This is a genomic window from Ruegeria sp. AH3 (genome assembly GCF_056536265.1).
On the sequence record NZ_JBQFJL010000001.1, the window covers coordinates 2,979,493 to 2,995,831 of the forward strand.

At 61.3% G+C, this 16,339-nt stretch carries 17 protein-coding genes; all 17 read right to left on the reverse strand.

Annotation, left to right across the window (positions count from 1 at the left end; translation table 11 throughout):
* Positions 1 to 53: 53 nt before the first annotated feature.
* On the reverse strand, positions 54 to 950 hold the full coding sequence (locus ACR3EM_RS14935; RefSeq protein WP_480471433.1) for an FAD:protein FMN transferase: 897 nt from the start codon (positions 948 to 950) through the stop codon (positions 54 to 56).
* Positions 947 to 1,462, reverse strand: a complete 516-nt coding sequence (locus ACR3EM_RS14940; RefSeq protein ID WP_480471434.1) for a nitrous oxide reductase accessory protein NosL — start codon at positions 1,460 to 1,462, stop codon at positions 947 to 949. The genes ACR3EM_RS14935 and ACR3EM_RS14940 overlap by 4 nt, the downstream gene beginning before the upstream one ends.
* Positions 1,459 to 2,280: an ABC transporter permease gene (locus tag ACR3EM_RS14945; RefSeq protein ID WP_480471435.1), complete on the reverse strand. Its 822-nt coding sequence runs from the start codon at positions 2,278 to 2,280 to the stop codon at positions 1,459 to 1,461. Before ACR3EM_RS14945 ends, ACR3EM_RS14940 begins: the two co-directional genes overlap by 4 nt.
* A complete protein-coding gene (locus ACR3EM_RS14950) occupies positions 2,277 to 3,170 on the reverse strand; it encodes an ABC transporter ATP-binding protein (protein ID WP_480471436.1) in 894 nt (297 codons plus the stop codon). The genes ACR3EM_RS14945 and ACR3EM_RS14950 overlap by 4 nt, the downstream gene beginning before the upstream one ends.
* Positions 3,160 to 4,416, reverse strand: coding sequence for a nitrous oxide reductase family maturation protein NosD (locus ACR3EM_RS14955; RefSeq protein ID WP_480471437.1), 1,257 nt, complete (start codon positions 4,414 to 4,416; stop codon positions 3,160 to 3,162). The genes ACR3EM_RS14950 and ACR3EM_RS14955 overlap by 11 nt, the downstream gene beginning before the upstream one ends.
* Positions 4,417 to 4,419: 3 nt before the next feature.
* Positions 4,420 to 6,327, reverse strand: coding sequence for a TAT-dependent nitrous-oxide reductase (gene nosZ, locus ACR3EM_RS14960; protein WP_480471438.1), 1,908 nt, complete (start codon positions 6,325 to 6,327; stop codon positions 4,420 to 4,422).
* Between the two features lie 14 nt (positions 6,328 to 6,341).
* Positions 6,342 to 8,465, reverse strand: a complete 2,124-nt coding sequence (locus ACR3EM_RS14965) for a 4Fe-4S binding protein (RefSeq protein WP_480471940.1) — start codon at positions 8,463 to 8,465, stop codon at positions 6,342 to 6,344.
* Positions 8,466 to 8,509: 44 nt separating this feature from the next.
* The gene (locus ACR3EM_RS14970) at positions 8,510 to 8,974 is read right to left on the reverse strand and encodes a DUF2946 family protein (RefSeq protein WP_480471439.1); all 465 of its coding nucleotides are present in this window, start codon (positions 8,972 to 8,974) and stop codon (positions 8,510 to 8,512) included.
* Positions 8,975 to 9,078: 104 nt separating this feature from the next.
* Entirely contained in the window at positions 9,079 to 9,342 is a 264-nt protein-coding gene (locus ACR3EM_RS14975) for a hypothetical protein (protein WP_480471440.1), read from the reverse strand.
* On the reverse strand, positions 9,299 to 10,852 hold the full coding sequence (locus ACR3EM_RS14980; protein ID WP_480471441.1) for a cytochrome D1 domain-containing protein: 1,554 nt from the start codon (positions 10,850 to 10,852) through the stop codon (positions 9,299 to 9,301). The genes ACR3EM_RS14975 and ACR3EM_RS14980 overlap by 44 nt, the downstream gene beginning before the upstream one ends.
* Entirely contained in the window at positions 10,827 to 12,041 is a 1,215-nt protein-coding gene (gene nirJ / locus ACR3EM_RS14985) for a heme d1 biosynthesis radical SAM protein NirJ (protein WP_480471442.1), read from the reverse strand. The genes ACR3EM_RS14980 and nirJ overlap by 26 nt, the downstream gene beginning before the upstream one ends.
* Before the next feature lie 3 nt (positions 12,042 to 12,044).
* Entirely contained in the window at positions 12,045 to 12,527 is a 483-nt protein-coding gene (ahbB, locus tag ACR3EM_RS14990; RefSeq protein WP_480471443.1) for a siroheme decarboxylase subunit beta, read from the reverse strand.
* Positions 12,524 to 12,973 (reverse strand): Lrp/AsnC family transcriptional regulator, encoded by a 450-nt coding sequence (locus ACR3EM_RS14995; protein ID WP_480471444.1) that lies wholly within the window; start codon positions 12,971 to 12,973, stop codon positions 12,524 to 12,526. The genes ahbB (ACR3EM_RS14990) and ACR3EM_RS14995 overlap by 4 nt, the downstream gene beginning before the upstream one ends.
* Entirely contained in the window at positions 12,970 to 13,959 is a 990-nt protein-coding gene (gene ahbB / locus ACR3EM_RS15000) for a siroheme decarboxylase subunit beta (RefSeq protein ID WP_480471445.1), read from the reverse strand. The genes ACR3EM_RS14995 and ahbB (ACR3EM_RS15000) overlap by 4 nt, the downstream gene beginning before the upstream one ends.
* Before the next feature lies 1 nt (position 13,960).
* Positions 13,961 to 15,106: a cytochrome D1 domain-containing protein gene (locus ACR3EM_RS15005; protein ID WP_480471446.1), complete on the reverse strand. Its 1,146-nt coding sequence runs from the start codon at positions 15,104 to 15,106 to the stop codon at positions 13,961 to 13,963.
* Positions 15,103 to 15,474 carry a c-type cytochrome gene (locus ACR3EM_RS15010; protein WP_480471447.1) on the reverse strand — a complete coding sequence of 124 codons (372 nt, stop codon included), beginning with the start codon at positions 15,472 to 15,474 and terminating at the stop codon, positions 15,103 to 15,105. Before ACR3EM_RS15010 ends, ACR3EM_RS15005 begins: the two co-directional genes overlap by 4 nt.
* Positions 15,467 to 16,228 (reverse strand): uroporphyrinogen-III C-methyltransferase, encoded by a 762-nt coding sequence (gene cobA / locus ACR3EM_RS15015; protein ID WP_480471448.1) that lies wholly within the window; start codon positions 16,226 to 16,228, stop codon positions 15,467 to 15,469. The genes ACR3EM_RS15010 and cobA overlap by 8 nt, the downstream gene beginning before the upstream one ends.
* Between the last annotated feature and the right edge of the window lie 111 nt (positions 16,229 to 16,339).

Here is a 16,339-nt window from a genome sequence, read left to right on the forward strand (position 1 = left end):
TGGGGCTGATGGCCCCACCTTCTACCGCCGTGGGCTCATCCCAAAGACCCGGCTCAGATCACCATCTCAACCCGCGCGTCCGGGAAACGGGTCAGAGCTTGCGGGATGTCACTTGTAGGCATCACGCACAGCGCCGTCGACAGCCCGTCCGCAAGGACCGCCTTCGGGGCCGAGACGGATACCGTCTGATGCGTCGGTCCCGCGCCCAATGGGTTCAGGATATGGCCCAATTCAGCGTTCAGCCGCGTGCCGTCCGGGGCCGAGGTGGCAACGGCTCGGTCTTGCAGGGTGATCCGTTTGGCGACCGTTCCATTCGGCCCGGCCAGCCCGACGCGCCAAGGCTCGCCTGTCCTGTGCCGACCCAAGGCAGCAACCTCGCCCATATCCACCAGCACATCGCGCAGGTCGAATGACCGCAACAACACTGCAATCCGGTCCGTAATCGCCCCTTGCGCAATTCCGTTCAAGGTGATCGCCGAGCGTCCGGGATGTGGTAGCCGGATCTCATCCGCGCCGACATGAACCTTGTCCCAGCCAATCACCTGCCGCGCGCGCTCCAGCTTCGGCTGTGCCGCACCGCTGGCAAGCGCCAGCCACAAAGGCTGAATCGTCGGATCAAACGCACCGCCCGAGGCGTCGTGAAGTGTCGAACACAGACTCAGCACCTCCAGCAGCTCGGGCGCGGGGGCGTTCAGATGACCCGTGCGGTTCAACTGGCTGATCTGCGAGTGGGTTCGATAGAGGCTGAAGATATCCTCAAGCCGATTCAGTTCAGCCTCAACCGCGGTAAAGATCGGGGCGGCTTGCGTATCCGTCAGGCCATCAAGCCGCAGGCTGGCCGGCGCACCCAGCGCGATGCCGCGCCATTGGGCAAAACTCCCGGCGGTTGCGGGCAGGGCGGCGCAGGCGGCCGAGATGGTCAGGAAACGGCGGCGGGTCAGAATGGTCATGCGGGTGTCTCCAGCGCGAGGTCCAGATCAACAGGGCCCAGAACCTCGGTATCGGGTATGTCGGACAGAGGCAGAGCCGCGCCGCCATATTCGGCGATGAACGCCTCTGCCGCGGTGGGGTCGCCAAAGGGCACGACTTCGCGCGCGCCCATGCCGCCAGCGACATTGGCCCCGACGACAAAGCTGGCGCCATCTGCGTCGATCCAGTTGGAAACCCCCGGTTGCTGCCAACTCGGTGCGACGCTCATGTCGCTGACATAAACGGCCGTAATCTTGGCATCGCGCTCGGGGCTTTTCAGATAGGCCACCATGTCGCGCACCTGCGCAAAGAACAGCGGCGCAGGGTAGCCTTCCAGATGGATCTGACCTTTGGGCCCGCCATGTTCGGCGATGTTCATCTGGCAGAAAAAGCTCAGGGCGTCCGGGGTCAGGTCCACCGGGTCGGGGGCTTCGGCCACCTCTTCCTTGCAGGCGGCCAATGCGACCAGTGCGATCAGGGCGAGGCGTTTCATGGCTCGACCCTCCGGAACGCCAGCCGCGCGAGGGCGAAGCTCAGCACCGGCCAGATCAGCAGCGAGGCAGGCGCGGCCCAGACCGGCAGGGCCTGCGCCGCTCCGGTCATGCCGGATGCCATGGCAACGCCTTCAGTCGCCGCGATGTTCCACAGACGGAACGCGTCGGCCGGGTTGGCAACCATCACCCAGGGAAAGACGGATTGGGTGAAGCTGCCGCCCTTATCCATGACAACGGCCCCCAACAGGCCCAGATCATAGAGGACGACAAAAACCAGCCAGAGCCCGGCCGACATCCCCGCCGCCGCCGTGGCCCCCTTTGCCAGGGCGGACAGCAGGTATCCCAGCGCCAGAAACACGGCGCCCAGCAGGATCGAGGTGAGGATCAGGCGCGCCAGCGCCATAAGGCTTTCCGGCCCCGCGCCGCCAAAGAACGCGGCCACCGCGCCCGCGGTGCCGAAACCGACGGTCATGGCAAAAGCGAGAGCGGCCAGATGGGCGGTGAACTTACCCAGCAGGATTTCCCCACGCCCCGCCGGGTAGGACAGCAGCAGCGACAGGCTGCCCCGGTCCACGTCGCCCGCGATGGCGTCGAAGGAAATCATCAGCGCCAGCAAAGGCGCAAGATAAACCGACAGCGTGGTCATCGACGCGACCGATACGGTCAGCATGTCGACCCCCAGCGTGCCGGTTGGGGCGCTGCCCGCAAAGGTCAGCGCCAGCGCAAACAGCACCATGATCAGCGTGGCGACCAGCAGCCAGCGGTTGCGGCGCAGGATCAACATCTCGGTGCGGGTGATGGCGAGGAAGCGGGTCATTGCAAATCCTCCTGTGCGTAGTGGCGATAGAGGTCTTCCAGTTTGGGCGGCGTCATCTCCACATCCGCAACCGCGTCGCCCAGCCCGGCAATGAGGCGCAGCGCCTCCATCTTGTCTTCGGGTGTGCAGAGCAATTCAACGGATGCGCCGTTGATCCGGTTGCCGCCCAGTTCAGCGGCCAGCGCATCGGCATTGGCACTGGCGCGCACCTTCAGGCGGATCGGCAGACCGGCCAGCGCCGACAGATTGTTCAGCGTGTCATCGGCCACCATCCGACCCTTGCGCATGATGGCAATCCGATCGGTGCGGGCCTCGACCTCAGTCAGCGCATGGCTGGCAATCAGCACCGCAGTGCCCTGCGCCGCCAACTCATCGATGATCGCATACAAATCCTGTCGTGAGATCGGGTCCAGCCCGCTCGTCGGCTCGTCCAGCAGCGCCACCTTCGGTTGACCCAGCAGAACCTGCGCCAGACCCAGACGTTGCCGCATCCCCTTGGAATAGGCTCCGATCCGGCGGTCCAGCGCGTCATTCAGGCCGACGCGCTCCAGCAGACCGGGCACGTCGGCTTTCGCGCCTGAAAGCTGCGCGAACAGGGTCAACTGCTCACGGCCTGTCAGCGCGGGATGGAACGACACCGCCTCGGGCAGATAGGCCGTCTCGCGCCGTGCCTGAGCACTACCGGGGGTGGCGCTCCCGATCCGAATGGCTCCGCCATGGATCGGCGTCAGGCCGAGGATGGATTTGATCAGGGTCGACTTGCCCGCACCGTTATGGCCCAGCAGCGCCACGCGCTGACCGGGGGCAAGAGACAGGCTGATATCATCAAGAACGCGGGTTTTCCCTCGGTCCTTGAGAACATGGTCGATTGACAGGGCCTTATCCGTCATGAGGCACCTTTTTCATAGCTGGAGGTTCAGGGGCTTGCATCAATGGGTTGCTGTCCATCACACCGCCCGGCAACAGCGCCGGGAAGGCCGATTGCGACCAGCGCACCAGCTGCACGGCAGGGGAGCCGAGCAACAATTTGGCTGCGGGTTGGGTCCACAGCACATGGTCCATACTGTCATTGGGGCGATAGGGGGCATCGGCAATGCCGTTGCCATCCACATCATAGGCGGCAAAATCGGACCAATAGTTGCCGCGCCCGTCCTCGGACCACTCGACCCATTTGGTCGAGACATATTTCACCTGCGTTCGGTTACCGATGAAAGAGTTGCCGACGATCCGGTTACGCTCGGACCCGGCCGTAAAGTGGATGCCGATGCCGCATCCCTGGAACCAGTTGTCGGTGAATTCGTTCTTATTCGAATTATAGAGGAAAGTGCATTTTTCCTTGGCACCTTTCACCACGTTTCCGGTGATAGTGCTTTTGTTGGCGTAGTTTAGCATTACGCCATGTGCGCGGTCACCAATCGAGACATTGTTGGCCACGGTCACATTGGTCGTGAACATCACCGCATAACCCAGATCGTTGCCGATTGAGACGTTGTCGCTGACGACCGAGTCATCGGCGTACATATAATGCACCGCAAAGCGCAAATCGCGGAACAGGTTGCCGGTGAAGGTGTTCTTTTTCGACGAGTTCACAAAGATCCCGTCGCGGCCATAGCGGATATCGTTGTCTTCAACCCGCGCACCCGGCGCGTTCCAGACATAGACACCATTGCCACGGTCATTCATCCGCTGGTCCAAACGGCCTTCGATCCGGTTGCCACGCACGATGCTGTCCTTGGACCCGTGAATGTCGACGCCATAGAGGTTGCCCAGCAGCACGTTATCCTCGACCACCGGCGCTTTGGCTGTTTTGGTCAGTTGGATGCCACTATCGATCCCCTCATGGCTTGAGCCCGAGCCGATCACCGTCAGACCGCGCACGGTCACGCCGGGCCCAGTTACGGTGATGACACTGCCCGCCCCTTGTCCGTCAATCGTGGCCTGTCCCAGCCCGTCGATAGTGACGGGCCGGTCCAGCACAAGTGTTTCGGTATAAACACCGGGGCTCAGGCGGAGGGTGTCCCCATCCGCCGCCTGCGCCAATGTTTCATTGATGGCCCCCGCCCGGTTGGGCACATCCCAGTCCGCCGCCCAAAGGGGCGAGCCGAGCAGGAGCGGTATGAGCAGGGACCAACGCATGGGTTATGCTCCCTGCGGCTCGACCAGCATCCGGCCGCGCATTTCCATGTGCAGCGCGTGGCAGAACCACTGGCAATAGAACCAATGGACGCCCGGACGGTCGGCAGTGAAGGTGATCGACGCGGTTGCCATCGGTCCGATCTCGAAGGCGATGCCATAGTTGCCAAGGCAGAAGCCGTGGGTCACGTCGTCCACGTCATCCAGATTGGTGACGAAGATTGTCACCTCGTCGCCCTGTTTGACGGTGAACTTCTCAAGGCTGAAGGTCGGGGCCTGCGATGTCATGTAGACCCGCACCTTGTTGCCATCCCGGATCGGTTCCTCGGCGCCTTCTTCCAGATCGATGCCATCGGCTTCGGCCTGTTTGCGGGCGTCTTCCCATGTGACGTCGTTGCGCTCCCATACGTTGACCGGGTTGACGATGTCGCTGCGAACGATGATCGAGTCATGCGGTTCGGCAAAGGTCGGCCCGTCGTGAACCACCTTCATCTCATCCGATGAGATGTCGATCAGCTGTTCGTTCTCAGGCTTCAGCGGACCCACGTTCAGGAAGCGGTCTTTCGAGAACTTGTTCATCGAAATCAGCCACTTGCCGTCGGCATCCTTGGTCTCACCCATCGATGTCGAGTTGTGACCCGGTTGATAATGCACATCGACCTTCGAGATGATCGGATCGACATCCTCACCCGCATAGGCGCGGATCGCCTTGTCCATGTTCCACTTCACGATCTGACTGTCGAGGAACAGCGTGGTGAACGCATTGCCCTGACCGTCATAAGCAGTGTGAAGCGGGCCAAGACCCAGCTGCGGTTCACCCACGATGCAGGACCGCGGATCGGCATCGCTTTCGAACAGGGCGTCCAGCTTGGTCACATCCATGATCGACACGGTGGGCGACAGCTTACCGTTGATGCAGACATGCTTGCCGTCAGGCGCGGTGTTGATGCCGTGGGGCGAGTTCGGGATCGGAATGTAGCGGGTGTATTTCTTGTTCTGACCCTTACGCCCGTCCAGAACCTTGACGCCTTTCAGCTCCTGATAATCGCCAGCTTCGATGCCTTTTTCGATTTCCGCGAGGTTGAATACCACAACGTGGTCCAGCTCGTTCTCGGTCATCTCGGCCAGGTTCATACCCATTTCCGAGTTGTACGAAGTCGAATAGGCGTATTTGCCCTGATAGTCGCAGTCGGTGTTGTCGAGGTTACCCGACACGATCACCTGCCATGCCACTTCCATGGTGTCGCCGTCCAGCGCGGTGAAGATGTTCACGTATTGCGACGGATCGTCCAGCACGGAGCCGTCATTGACCAGCGGAGTTTCATCTTCACCATTGGCAAAGACATAGCCGGTGCGCGGGAATTTCTGCGGACGCAGACCGTGGATCGCCTTGGCATTCGGGATCTCGGTGATCTTGTCGCATTTCATCACATCGCAACGCACACGGGCAACGCGGGTGTTGGCCTTGTCGTTCATGAACAGGTAACGGCCATCGTAGGTGCCGTCGGTGAACGACATGTGCGGGTGGTGCAGGTCGCCGTTGTCATAGGTTTTCATGCCACGCTTGGCGAGGAATTCCTTGGTTTCCGGCAGCAGACCGTCGGTCATGATCTTTAGCGACTCGTTGGTCTGGCCCCAGCCGGTGGCCGAGCAGCGGTTGAACACCGGCACCCGCATCAGCTCGCGCATGGACGGGAAGCCCAGAATGCGCAGCTCGCCGGTCTGACCCGAGGACCAGAAGCCGTAATATTCGTCCAGCTCACCGGGCTGCAGGTTGGCATTGGCCGCAGCGCTGGCTTCTTTCGCGGTCATCAGGGTCGAGCCCAGACCGGTCCCGGCCAGCACGGCGCCGGTTGCGGTTGCACCCAGCATGCCACGGCGTGTGACGTTCAGTTTCTTGTCATGTTCCGACATGATCGTTCCTCCTTTTAGGAAACGGTTTGCGGTTTGGCGTTCGGATGGTTCGCCGGTGGCTGTCCGAGGGGGGTCTTGGGATTGACCGACCCGGTCTTGGCCCGCCGCTTCAGCTGGCGGATAACGACGGGACATTTGTCCTCGGACTGGTAGAGCACCTGACAATGCAGGCAGGTGACGCACTCGTTCGGATTGATCTCACCGGTGGGGTGGATCGCCTGAACGGGGCATTCATTGGCGCAGGTCTGACAGGGCGTGCCGCAATCCTTGTAGCGGCGCAGCCAGTCGAACATGCGAATTCGGGCCGGGATCGCCAGCGCCCCGCCCAGCGGGCAGAGGTAGCGGCAATAGAACCGTTCGACGAACAGCCCGATCCCCAGCAGGGCCAGCGCAAAGACCACGAAGGGCCAGTCGCGCATGAATTTCAGGATGATCGCGGTCTTGAACGGCTCGACCTCGGCATATTTCTCGGCCAGCGGGATCGAGACAAAGCTGATCCCGAACAGCACGAGGAAGATCATGTATTTCGCAGGCCACAGGCGCTCGTTCAGACCCCAGGGCAGAGTCCATTGCGGCACCTTGAACGCCCGCGCGATCTTGTTGGTCAGCTCCTGCAGCGCGCCAAACGGGCACAGCCAGCCGCAATAGGCACCCCGGCCCCAGAACAGCAGCGCGGCGGCGACGGCGAACCATTGGATAAAGACCAGCGGATCCAGCAGGAACGCATCCCATGAAAAACCTGTGCGCAGGCTGCCGGCCAAGGCCATCAGGTTCACCACGCTCAGCTGTGCATTGGCGTACCAGCCGATGAAGAACAGTGTCATGGTCAGGAACCCGATGCGGAACCAGTAGAACACCCGCGCATTCATCGTGGCGTGGAACTGGAAGAAGAAGGTGGCCGTCAGCACCAGCAGCATGGCACCCAGAACCGCGATCTCGACCACACGGTCTTTCCAGATGCGCTGCCACAGGGCGGCCTTTGCAGCGGCTTCGCCAGTTGCGTCATCGACCACCACAGGGGCAGCAATCGGCAGCAAATAGCGCTCGGGCAGTTTGTAGCCCAGATCGAAAGTCAGGAAGGTCTTCTCAACCGCGCCCACCGCACGCTGCACCAGCAGCTGCAGGCGGAAGGGTTCAGCCGGGTCGAACTCGGCATCAGCGGGGATTTTGAAGATATCCAGCTCGGTGAAGCTTGGCGCATCTGACGCGGCAACCGTGCCCAGACGGCGCTGCTGCTTATCAAAGAACCGCACCGAACTGTCGCCCTGGATCAGCTGTATCCGGTCAAAGATGCCGCCGCGGACATAGCCCGAGCCCTTGAAGCTGTAAGCGCCACGACCCAGCACCAGAATGGCCTGTTCGCCTTCGTCCAGCCAGTTGACCAGGTTCTGGTATTCGGCCTCACCCAGCAGCGACTTGCCGATGGACGGCACCGAGACCAGCGCCATGTGCATGTCAATGAAGGTGTCATCGGGTTCCCCCGGTTCTGGCCGCTTGATCGCGCGCTGATCGCCAGTGGCCTCAAACGCGGCGTTGACCTGTCCGACGTCCAGCGTCAGCCGCCGGATCGATCCGTCGCCCGATAAGGTGGTCCAGTCATAGACCGCATCCTGCGCCATATCGACTTCGCGCTTTGGTCCATCCGCCTGTAGCGGAGACAACCCCCCCAGCCCCAACGCCCGCGCCACTTTGATGCCGCCGCGCACTAGGCTGTCATCAATCACCATGATCGTGACAGTGGCCCCCGAGATGATGTCGAGGTCATGCCCCTCACCCCCGGTTTCGGCCTCAACCTTCAGGTCCAGACCTGTATAGCCTTCGGTCAACTCGACCATGCGCGAATTGGGGATGCCGATCAGCACGATGGGTTCCGAGTGTTTGACCAGCTGCACACCGGTCAGCACCGCATCACCATCGATCGCGGCGACCACATGGATCGGCTTGCCGGAATAACCGGTCGTGCCGACAAAGTCGGAGGTCAGGAAAGCCCAGGCGACGGTTTCGCCCCCCTTCAGGACGGGCGCAACGGGCACATCCTCGCGCACCGGGCCAAAGGCATCGGCACCGGGGGCCAGATCGGCGGGCTCAATTTCAGGCAGGAAGCTGGCAAGGCTGTCGGCATGGGCACTGATCGCCATCAGGCAGGACAGAGCAAGGGCCAGCATAAAGTGGAATGCGCGACTTACGACCACGGCGCACCTCCGATACTTAGGGTAAACGCCATGGACGCGCGCGGGGCGCGTTCGGTTATTTCTTGGGCCGGGCGCGGGGGTCCGCGGGTTTCGGGCCAGAGCCAATTCGAGTTGTACAACTCGAAAGATGGGCCCTGTTCGCAACGTACAACACGAACAAAACCGGTTTGCCGCAGCTCCGGCAGCTCAGGCACAGGTGCAGAGCCGGTGACGGCGCACAGCGCGCAATCGGCGCATTTCGGGCAGTACGCGGTCGGGTCTTCGGTGTCCTCCTCAAGATCAACCTCGACCCAGACCGCGCCGCCTTCCGAGCAGATCTCCACCCAGACACTTTCACCGGGACTCGCCAGCGCCGGCGCAAAGGTCTGCAACAACAGAAGGAATATGCCCGCCAACCCAACCGCCGCGCGAACCGCGCGGGCAGGGAGATTGTGCAATGGGGTCAGGGCAGGCATGGAGACTCCGACTCGGGAAGCTGAGCCTGATTTCTAGGGGATTCGGTTTGGGCGATACTTGACTTAGGTTAGGTGTAGTGAATTTCTGATTTTCACTATAAAAATCAACTGTCTGCCTCATCCATCAGACCGCGCACCCAACGTCCGGCCAGCCACGCCGCCGGTATGCCCAGAGGGATCGACCAAAGGATCGCAGGCACCGGTGCAATGGCGCTGAATCCTGCGCTGTGCAGGATCAATCCGGCCAGAAACAGGTTGATGGCCACGGTCAAAGCCGTGGCCGGATAAAGCAGGATGGCCAGTTTCCAGACCGGCCATTTGCCCTCAGTGGCTGGTGCCTTCCGAGAAGGTGATTTTGTTCCAGACATTGTACTTTCCAGACGGTTTGCGCATCGGCAGGCGGCGGACCTCTTCCAGCGTTTGCGCGTCATAGACGATCACCGCGCCGTCATCCTCCCAGATCGAAACCAACGCGTGGCTGCCATCCTTGGTGAACTCCACATGGGCCACGGTCTTGCCCGGTGCAGGGCGCAAAGTCTTCACGATTTCAAGGCTTTGCTTGTCAATCACATGCATCGCATCCTTGTTCGGTCCAAAGAACACATCGGCCCAGACGTAAGGTGAATTCTCATGGCTGCGCATGAAAAAGCCAGGTCCTTCGGTCTTGATCCGCTTGACGGTTTCCCAGCTTTCCATGTCGATCACCGACACGGTACCATCGGTCAGATGCGGCGTCGCCATCACGGTTGTATCGCCGCGTTTCCACGTGATGCCCGAACCTAAGTGAGGCATCCCCGGAAGGTCCAGATCGGCGACCTTATGGCCGATCACCAGATCGATCACCTGTCCGCCCTTGCCATCGCGCGAGGCTCCCATGACGTATTCATAGCTCTGGTCGAAAAAGAAATCGTCCAGATAGTCGGGTGTTGTGATCTTGCGCACCGGGAAAGGATCAGGGTTCTTGAACTGGCCCTCAATGCGGAAATCATGCCCCAGCCCGAATTGCGGCGGGTTGGCCCCGTAGAAGACCTCCCAAATCTCGGGAACGTCTTTCAGCGCCAGCACGAAGCTTTCGCGCGGCGGCGCCTGATATACGGCTGAGACGCGGCTGGGAACGCCTTTTTTACTTTTGACTTCAATGACTTTCGCCACCGACAGGTCCTCGGTCGAAAGCAACGTTAAAGAGTTCGGCAGGTAGTTCGCCACCGCCACCCATTTGCCATCCCCTGACATGGCGATGTTACGGCTGTTCAGCCCCGCACGCACGCGACCCACCTGTTTCAGCGCCCAGATATCGTATTTCTGCACCCAACCATCACGCGACATGATGAAGACATAGCGCCCATCGGGGCTGAATTTCGGCCCGCCATGCACGGCAAAGGGCGTCTCGAACCGGTCCAGAACCTCGAACGTATCGCCATCCAGAACGCTCACATGATGATCTCCGGTTTCCACCACCAGCGTGATGTTCATCGGGTCGCTGTCCCAGACAGGCGCGTCCACAGGCGCGTAATCCTCGTCCAGAGTACGGCTGGCCATGATATCGGCCTCACCCCATTCGGGGTTGGTCTCCAGCGGAGATTTCAGCCAACCTGCCAGTTCCTCGATCTGCAACGCATCGAGCTCATGCGAAAACGCAGGCATCTGCGTGGCCGTGCGCCCCTCGGCAATCACGGCAGCTACACGGGGACCGCGCATCCGTTTCAAAGTCTCGGGGATCAGGGCCGGACCAACCCCGCCCAGGCGGTTCTCACCATGGCATGAGGCGCAGTGCTCGGCATAATCCGAAGAGGCTTCCGCCCAAGCGGTGCTGGCCAACAGCAGCGAACAGAGGGTTCCGATTTTCAGGGTGTCAAAAGAACTGATGCGCCGGATCATGGCTTTTCCCCCGGAACGGTGTGACCTGCAGGCGCTCACCCGCGTCCTGCACACCGATTTCTTGGTTTGACAGGTAGCAGGCCGGGTCTTCGGCCCACGGATCTCCGGTAAGCTGCAGAGCACGAATGCGGGTGTTACCACCGCACACATCCTTCAACTGGCACGCCCCGCAACGCCCTTTCAACGGGCGTGGACGAGTGCGCAGCATGGCGAGCATTGGGTCGTCGCTGGTCCAAAGGTCCGAGAACGATTTGGTCTTCACGTTGCCGACCGTGTAATCGGACCAATAGGTGTCGGGATGCACCCGACCCAGATTGTCGATATTGGCCACACCCAACCCGCTGGAGTTCCCTCCCCAGGCAGCCAGATGCTCCCGCACATGCGCGGCTTTGGCATCGTCGAAATGTGCCCGAACCCAGTTCAGGAAGTACCCCGCATCGGCGTCGTTATTGCCGGTTACGATATCCAGCGGACGACCGCCAGACGCAGCCTCCCACGCGCGTTCCAGCAACAAATCCAGACCCTTACGGGTGCGCAGATGCTCGGCATCCTCGCCCCGGTTTTTATCGCCGCGCCCGGCATAGACGAGGTGAGACAGGTAGAACTTGTCGACCCCCTCATCATCGCACAACTGCAGCAGGTCAGGCAGGTGATGCTGCGTGCCCTCTGTCAGGCAAAACCGCAGACCTACCTTGATGCCGCGTTTCTTGCATTCGCGAACGCCGCGCAGGGCGTCGGCAAAGGCGCCTTCGACCCCACGGAACCAGTCATTTGTGGCCCCGATCCCGTCTAGCGAGATGCCGACATAGTTGAAGCCCACGTCGGCAATCATGTCGGCGGTTTCGTCGTAAATCCGCGTGCCGTTGGTCGACAGCGCCAGCATGGGCACCAGTTCTCGGGCGCGTTTGGCGATGTCGAAGAAATCGAAGCGATCCAGCGGTTCCCCACCCGAGAGGATCAGGGCCGGGACGCGAAATTGGCCCAGATCCTCAAGGGTTACCATGGCTTGCTCGTGGCTGAGCTCACCGGGGAACGCGACATCCGCTGAAACGGTATAGCAATGGCGGCATTTCAGATTGCAACGCCGTGTCAGGTTCCAGATCACCACTGGTTTCACCGGTCCGGGGCGGCGTTTGCGCACCGGGGTCGGTTTGACCAGTTGGTGCATGTATTCGGTCAGGCGGAACATTTCTCAGCCTTTCTTTTTCAGGCGCAGCCCGGTCTTTTTCAGGATGCGTGTTGAATAGAGGATGTCTTTGGCCCCGCAGGCCTCACCCAGAATGGCCGCGATCTCGGCGCGTTTCTCCTCGACCTCCTCGCGATCTGCACCATGAACCATGGCGAACAGGTTGTAAGGCCAGTCGGGCAGGGCGCGCGGACGCTCGTAGCAGTGGGTGACGAAGGGCAGAGCACCTATCCGAGCCCCCAGCTCGGCCACGCGGTTGTCGGCGACATCCCAGACGGTCATGCCGTTCGAGGTCATCCCCAGTTTGTAGTGGTTGGGGGCCGCAGCAATGCGCCGGATGACACCACGCGATTTCATGTCGGCCAGACGGAACAGCAGGGTCTCTTCATCCAGGCCCAGTTCGTTAGCAACCTGCGCATAAGGGGCGGGCACTAGCGGCAGGCCGCCTTGCAACGCCTCGATAATCTCTCTGTCCTTTGCGTCGATCATGCCGCTACCCGGAAGCCGATGAAGAATTCCTGAAGTTTGGGAAACTGCAGGACCGCGATCCCGGTTTCCCGTTCGATCGCCTCGGCTGTGGTTGCGATGCCCTCGGGCGTTTCGGTTGCCAGAACGAACCACATGTTCAGTCGATGCGTGCGTTCATAATTATGCGCGACCTCTGGATGCGCATTGACTTTGGTCAGGGCGGTTTCAAAATCCTCGGGCGGCACGGCCATGGCACACAGGCAGAAGGCACCCCCCATTGCAGCTGCGTCGAAGAAGGGGCCAAAGCGGGTGATGACGCGTGCGTCCTTCATCCGTGCCAGACGGCTCAACAGGTCGGATTCCGTGATCCCCAAGTCCTCGGCAATCGCCGCGTAGGGGTGCGAGTTCAAAGGCAGATCATCCTGCATCCGGTTCAGGATCGCGCGGTCGGTGTCGTCCAGCGTCATGCGGCGGCCTCCTTCGGTTGGATCAATGCACCGGTCTGTTTGAAGCAGCGGGTCGAGAACAATACTTTGCGCTGCGCACCAAAAAGTTCAGGCAGGGCGGCGGCCCCGGCCAGGACTTCCATCGCCTCGGGGCGCGAGCGTGCGTGGATCATCGAATAGAGGCGATAGGGCCAGACATCCTCGACCGGATTGCGCTCATAGCACAGCGTCACGCCTGGATGGGCCGCCAGCGCTGGCCCGGCAGTGTCGACCTGCTCTGGCGGCATGTCCCAGACCACCATCGCATTGGCGGACCAGCCGAGGGCGCGGTGGCGCACAATGACGCCGAGGCGTGAGATGATCCCGGCTTGGTGCAAAGCAGCGATGCGTTCCATTACGTCATCTGGGCTGCGGTTCAGGGTCCGGGCCAGAGCAGCATAAGGCTCAGCGACCAGCGACAGCCCGGAACTTAAGGCCTGTAACAGCGGCCGGTCGCCTTCACGCATGGCCGAACGATCAACTTTCCGAGGGCCAAGAGTATTGCAGGTCTCGCCTGACATACGAAAGCCCAGGTCAATATTGAACGGCCGAACCAGCCGCAAATCCAGAACCCGCAGCCCCGAGCGTTGCGAGATCCGGGCGAGGGTGTCGTTCACATGCGCCCGGTCTGGACCGGTGGCCACGAACCAAAGGTTCCAGTCATCCTCGCGCTGGTAATTGTGGTTCACACCAGGTTCGGCATCGATCAGCGCCGCGACCTCTTCCAGCCGTTCTTCCGGAGCCGCCACAGCTGCCAGCGTACTGGCCGAAACCGCGCCGGGTGCAATCGTTGCGCCAACCCGCGTGATACGCCCAGTCTTGCGCATCCGGGCCAGACGGTCGAGCACTTCGGCCTCGTCCAGACCCAGCGCGTCCGCCAGGACCTGAAACGGGCGGTCGGTGATGGGAAAATCGCGCTGAAACTCGTCCAGCAGACGGCGGTCGATGGGATCGGTGATGTGCTGCATGTCAAAGCCCCGTTCTGTGCGCACGGGCGGTAAAGAAGATGCCGGATGGGCTGTCGGCTTCAATTTCTCGCAGTTTTTCAAAGGTTTGCGTGTCGTAAACCATGACTTTGTTGGCATCGCGCACGCTGATCCAGACCTCATGCCCGCGCGGGGTGAATTCCATATGCAGAACCGCGGGACCGGGTTTGAATTCGTGGATGATTTCCTTACTGACGCTGTCGATGACCTGAATCGTATCGTTCAGCGGATGGGCAAAGTTCACCCAGACCTGCCGCCCGTCTGGCCGGGCCATGGCAAAGACCGGTTGGCCATGGGTTTGGGTGCGCCCGGTCTCAATCAGGGTGTCGGCGTCGATCCACAGAACCTCGTGATGGCCGACGGCGGGCAGAACGAACTCACGACCCGTCAACGCCCAGCCTTCGAGGTGAGGCATTTTGTAGACCGGCATTTCCTCTTGCCCGCGCCCGTAATCAGGCAGCACGCGGATGGGTTCGGGCGTCTCAGCCCACAGGTCCAGCGCGGTCAGGCCGTCTTCACCAAACAGACCGGTGATATAGGTGCGGCCATTTGCGGTGATCAGCGCATCATAAGGGTTTTTGCCCATATCGGGGATCTTGGTGATCGCGGGATCGCCTTTGGTGAAATCGGCAATCCAGGTCTCGCCCATGTCCCACATGGTAAAGACAAACCGACGGCCCGGTGCGTCGACCAGACCGATGGTTTTGCTGTCAGTTGGGATGTCGGCGACCATCTCTAACGTGTCCGCATCGAACACGCGCACGCCGCCGGGTTCATAGTTTGACACCGCGACCAGCTTGCCATCGTCCGAAATCGCGCCGCCAATGGCATTGCCCGCCTGTACGACGCGATTCACGATCTGACGGGTGACGATGTCTACTTTGGTCAGCCCACCGTCACGCCCGAAAACATAGGCAAAGCGTTCATCGGGTGAGTAGACCAGCGAGGCATGGGACAGGTCGCCCAGCCCTTCGATCCGGGCCAGTGCAGCACGGTCGGATTGATCCACCAGCAAGACCGAGCCTTTGGCCCGTTCGATCACAAGGCCGAGGTCCCCGGTCGCGGTGGGCTCAGCCTGCGCGGTGGTCATCAGCAGGGTGGCGGCAAGGGTAAGGACGAGCTGTTTCATTGTGTCTCCTGTGCCAGCAGGTAACGTGCGATCCATTCGGCCTCTTCTTCACTGATCAGAGGCCGCCAGGGGGGCATCGCGGTGTCGGGGATGCCGTCGAGGATCACGCCGGTCAGAACCTCTGCGTCGTAGTGGTCCAGCGTTTCGGACCGCAGATCGGGGCCAAGGCCGCCTTTCAATGACAGGCCATGGCATGAGCCGCAGTCTTGATGGACAAGACGCTTCAGCGCGTTCGGATCGAGCGTGTCTGCGGCGAAAGCCGTGGTGGCCACAAGGACGGCTGTAGAAAGGACAGCGCGCGCGGTCCAACCCTTGCGCCCTCCCGCAGACGGTCGCCGCGTAGGCCTTCTGGAACCCAGCTTAGCCATGCGCCTGCTCCAGCAATTCAGCCAGGGGCCGTTCAGCGTAAAGCGATACAACCTTGCCGATGATAAACAGCGTGGGCGCGCTCAACTCTGCCTCGCGGACGTCCGCCGCCAGCCGATCCAGTCGGGATACCATGCGGCGCTCGTCCGACGTGGTCGCTTTGCCAACCGCCAGAACGGGGGTCGAGCCGGGCAGGTTTTCGGTCATCAGCCCCATGGCAATCTGGCCGATATTGGCGACGCCCATATAGACGACCAGCGTCGAGTCTGTATCGGCCAGACGTTTCCAATCCAGGTCCAGCACCTTGTCGGCCTGCCGGTGTCCGGTGACATATTGCACCGAGGTCGCCAGCCCACGATGGGTCAGTGGCACGCCGGTGGAACAGGATGCGCCCTGTGCAGCGGTGATGCCGGGCGCGTATTCGACCGGGATGCCGTTTGCCATCAGATGCGCAGCCTCTTCCGAGCCGCGCCCGAAGATCATCGGATCACCCCCCTTGAGGCGGGCAACGGTGTGACCGGCGCTGGCTTCTTCGACGAGGATTTCGTTGATGCGATCCTGCGGCACCGTATGACATTTGGGCGCCTTCCCAACCGGGATCAGCCGTGCGCCATCAGCGTGCAGATTGAGAATATCGGCCGAGACCAGACGGTCATAAACCACCACATCCGCTTCTTGCAGCATCCGCAGCGCGCGCAGGGTCATCAGTTCGGGGTCGCCGGGGCCTGCGCCAATCAGAAAAACCTTACCGCTCATGTGCAAACTCGCTTGGTCTGAATGTCTTCGGAACCCGGAGTTCCTGCGCGATCAGGTGACGTTGCTGGGTGAGCCGGGCGTGTCATGGGGCCAGACTGCCGCAATCGAAAA

Coding starts and splice junctions, on each gene's coding strand:
- ACR3EM_RS14935 (WP_480471433.1), bottom strand. CDS start 950: ATGACCATTCTGACCCGCCGCCGTTTCCTGACCATCTCGGCCGCCTGC.
- ACR3EM_RS14955 (WP_480471437.1), bottom strand. CDS start 4,416: ATGCGTTGGTCCCTGCTCATACCGCTCCTGCTCGGCTCGCCCCTTTGG.
- ACR3EM_RS14975 (WP_480471440.1), bottom strand. CDS start 9,342: ATGTCTGGAACAAAATCACCTTCTCGGAAGGCACCAGCCACTGAGGGC.
- ACR3EM_RS14950 (WP_480471436.1), bottom strand. CDS start 3,170: ATGACGGATAAGGCCCTGTCAATCGACCATGTTCTCAAGGACCGAGGG.
- ACR3EM_RS14965 (WP_480471940.1), bottom strand. CDS start 8,465: ATGGCGATCAGTGCCCATGCCGACAGCCTTGCCAGCTTCCTGCCTGAA.
- nosZ (WP_480471438.1), bottom strand. CDS start 6,327: ATGTCGGAACATGACAAGAAACTGAACGTCACACGCCGTGGCATGCTG.
- ahbB (WP_480471443.1), bottom strand. CDS start 12,527: ATGATCGACGCAAAGGACAGAGAGATTATCGAGGCGTTGCAAGGCGGC.
- ACR3EM_RS14995 (WP_480471444.1), bottom strand. CDS start 12,973: ATGACGCTGGACGACACCGACCGCGCGATCCTGAACCGGATGCAGGAT.
- ACR3EM_RS14940 (WP_480471434.1), bottom strand. CDS start 1,462: ATGAAACGCCTCGCCCTGATCGCACTGGTCGCATTGGCCGCCTGCAAG.
- ACR3EM_RS15010 (WP_480471447.1), bottom strand. CDS start 15,474: ATGGCTAAGCTGGGTTCCAGAAGGCCTACGCGGCGACCGTCTGCGGGA.
- ahbB (WP_480471445.1), bottom strand. CDS start 13,959: ATGCAGCACATCACCGATCCCATCGACCGCCGTCTGCTGGACGAGTTT.
- nirJ (WP_480471442.1), bottom strand. CDS start 12,041: ATGTTCCGCCTGACCGAATACATGCACCAACTGGTCAAACCGACCCCG.
- ACR3EM_RS14945 (WP_480471435.1), bottom strand. CDS start 2,280: ATGACCCGCTTCCTCGCCATCACCCGCACCGAGATGTTGATCCTGCGC.
- cobA (WP_480471448.1), bottom strand. CDS start 16,228: ATGAGCGGTAAGGTTTTTCTGATTGGCGCAGGCCCCGGCGACCCCGAA.
- ACR3EM_RS14970 (WP_480471439.1), bottom strand. CDS start 8,974: ATGCCTGCCCTGACCCCATTGCACAATCTCCCTGCCCGCGCGGTTCGC.
- ACR3EM_RS14980 (WP_480471441.1), bottom strand. CDS start 10,852: ATGATCCGGCGCATCAGTTCTTTTGACACCCTGAAAATCGGAACCCTC.
- ACR3EM_RS15005 (WP_480471446.1), bottom strand. CDS start 15,106: ATGAAACAGCTCGTCCTTACCCTTGCCGCCACCCTGCTGATGACCACC.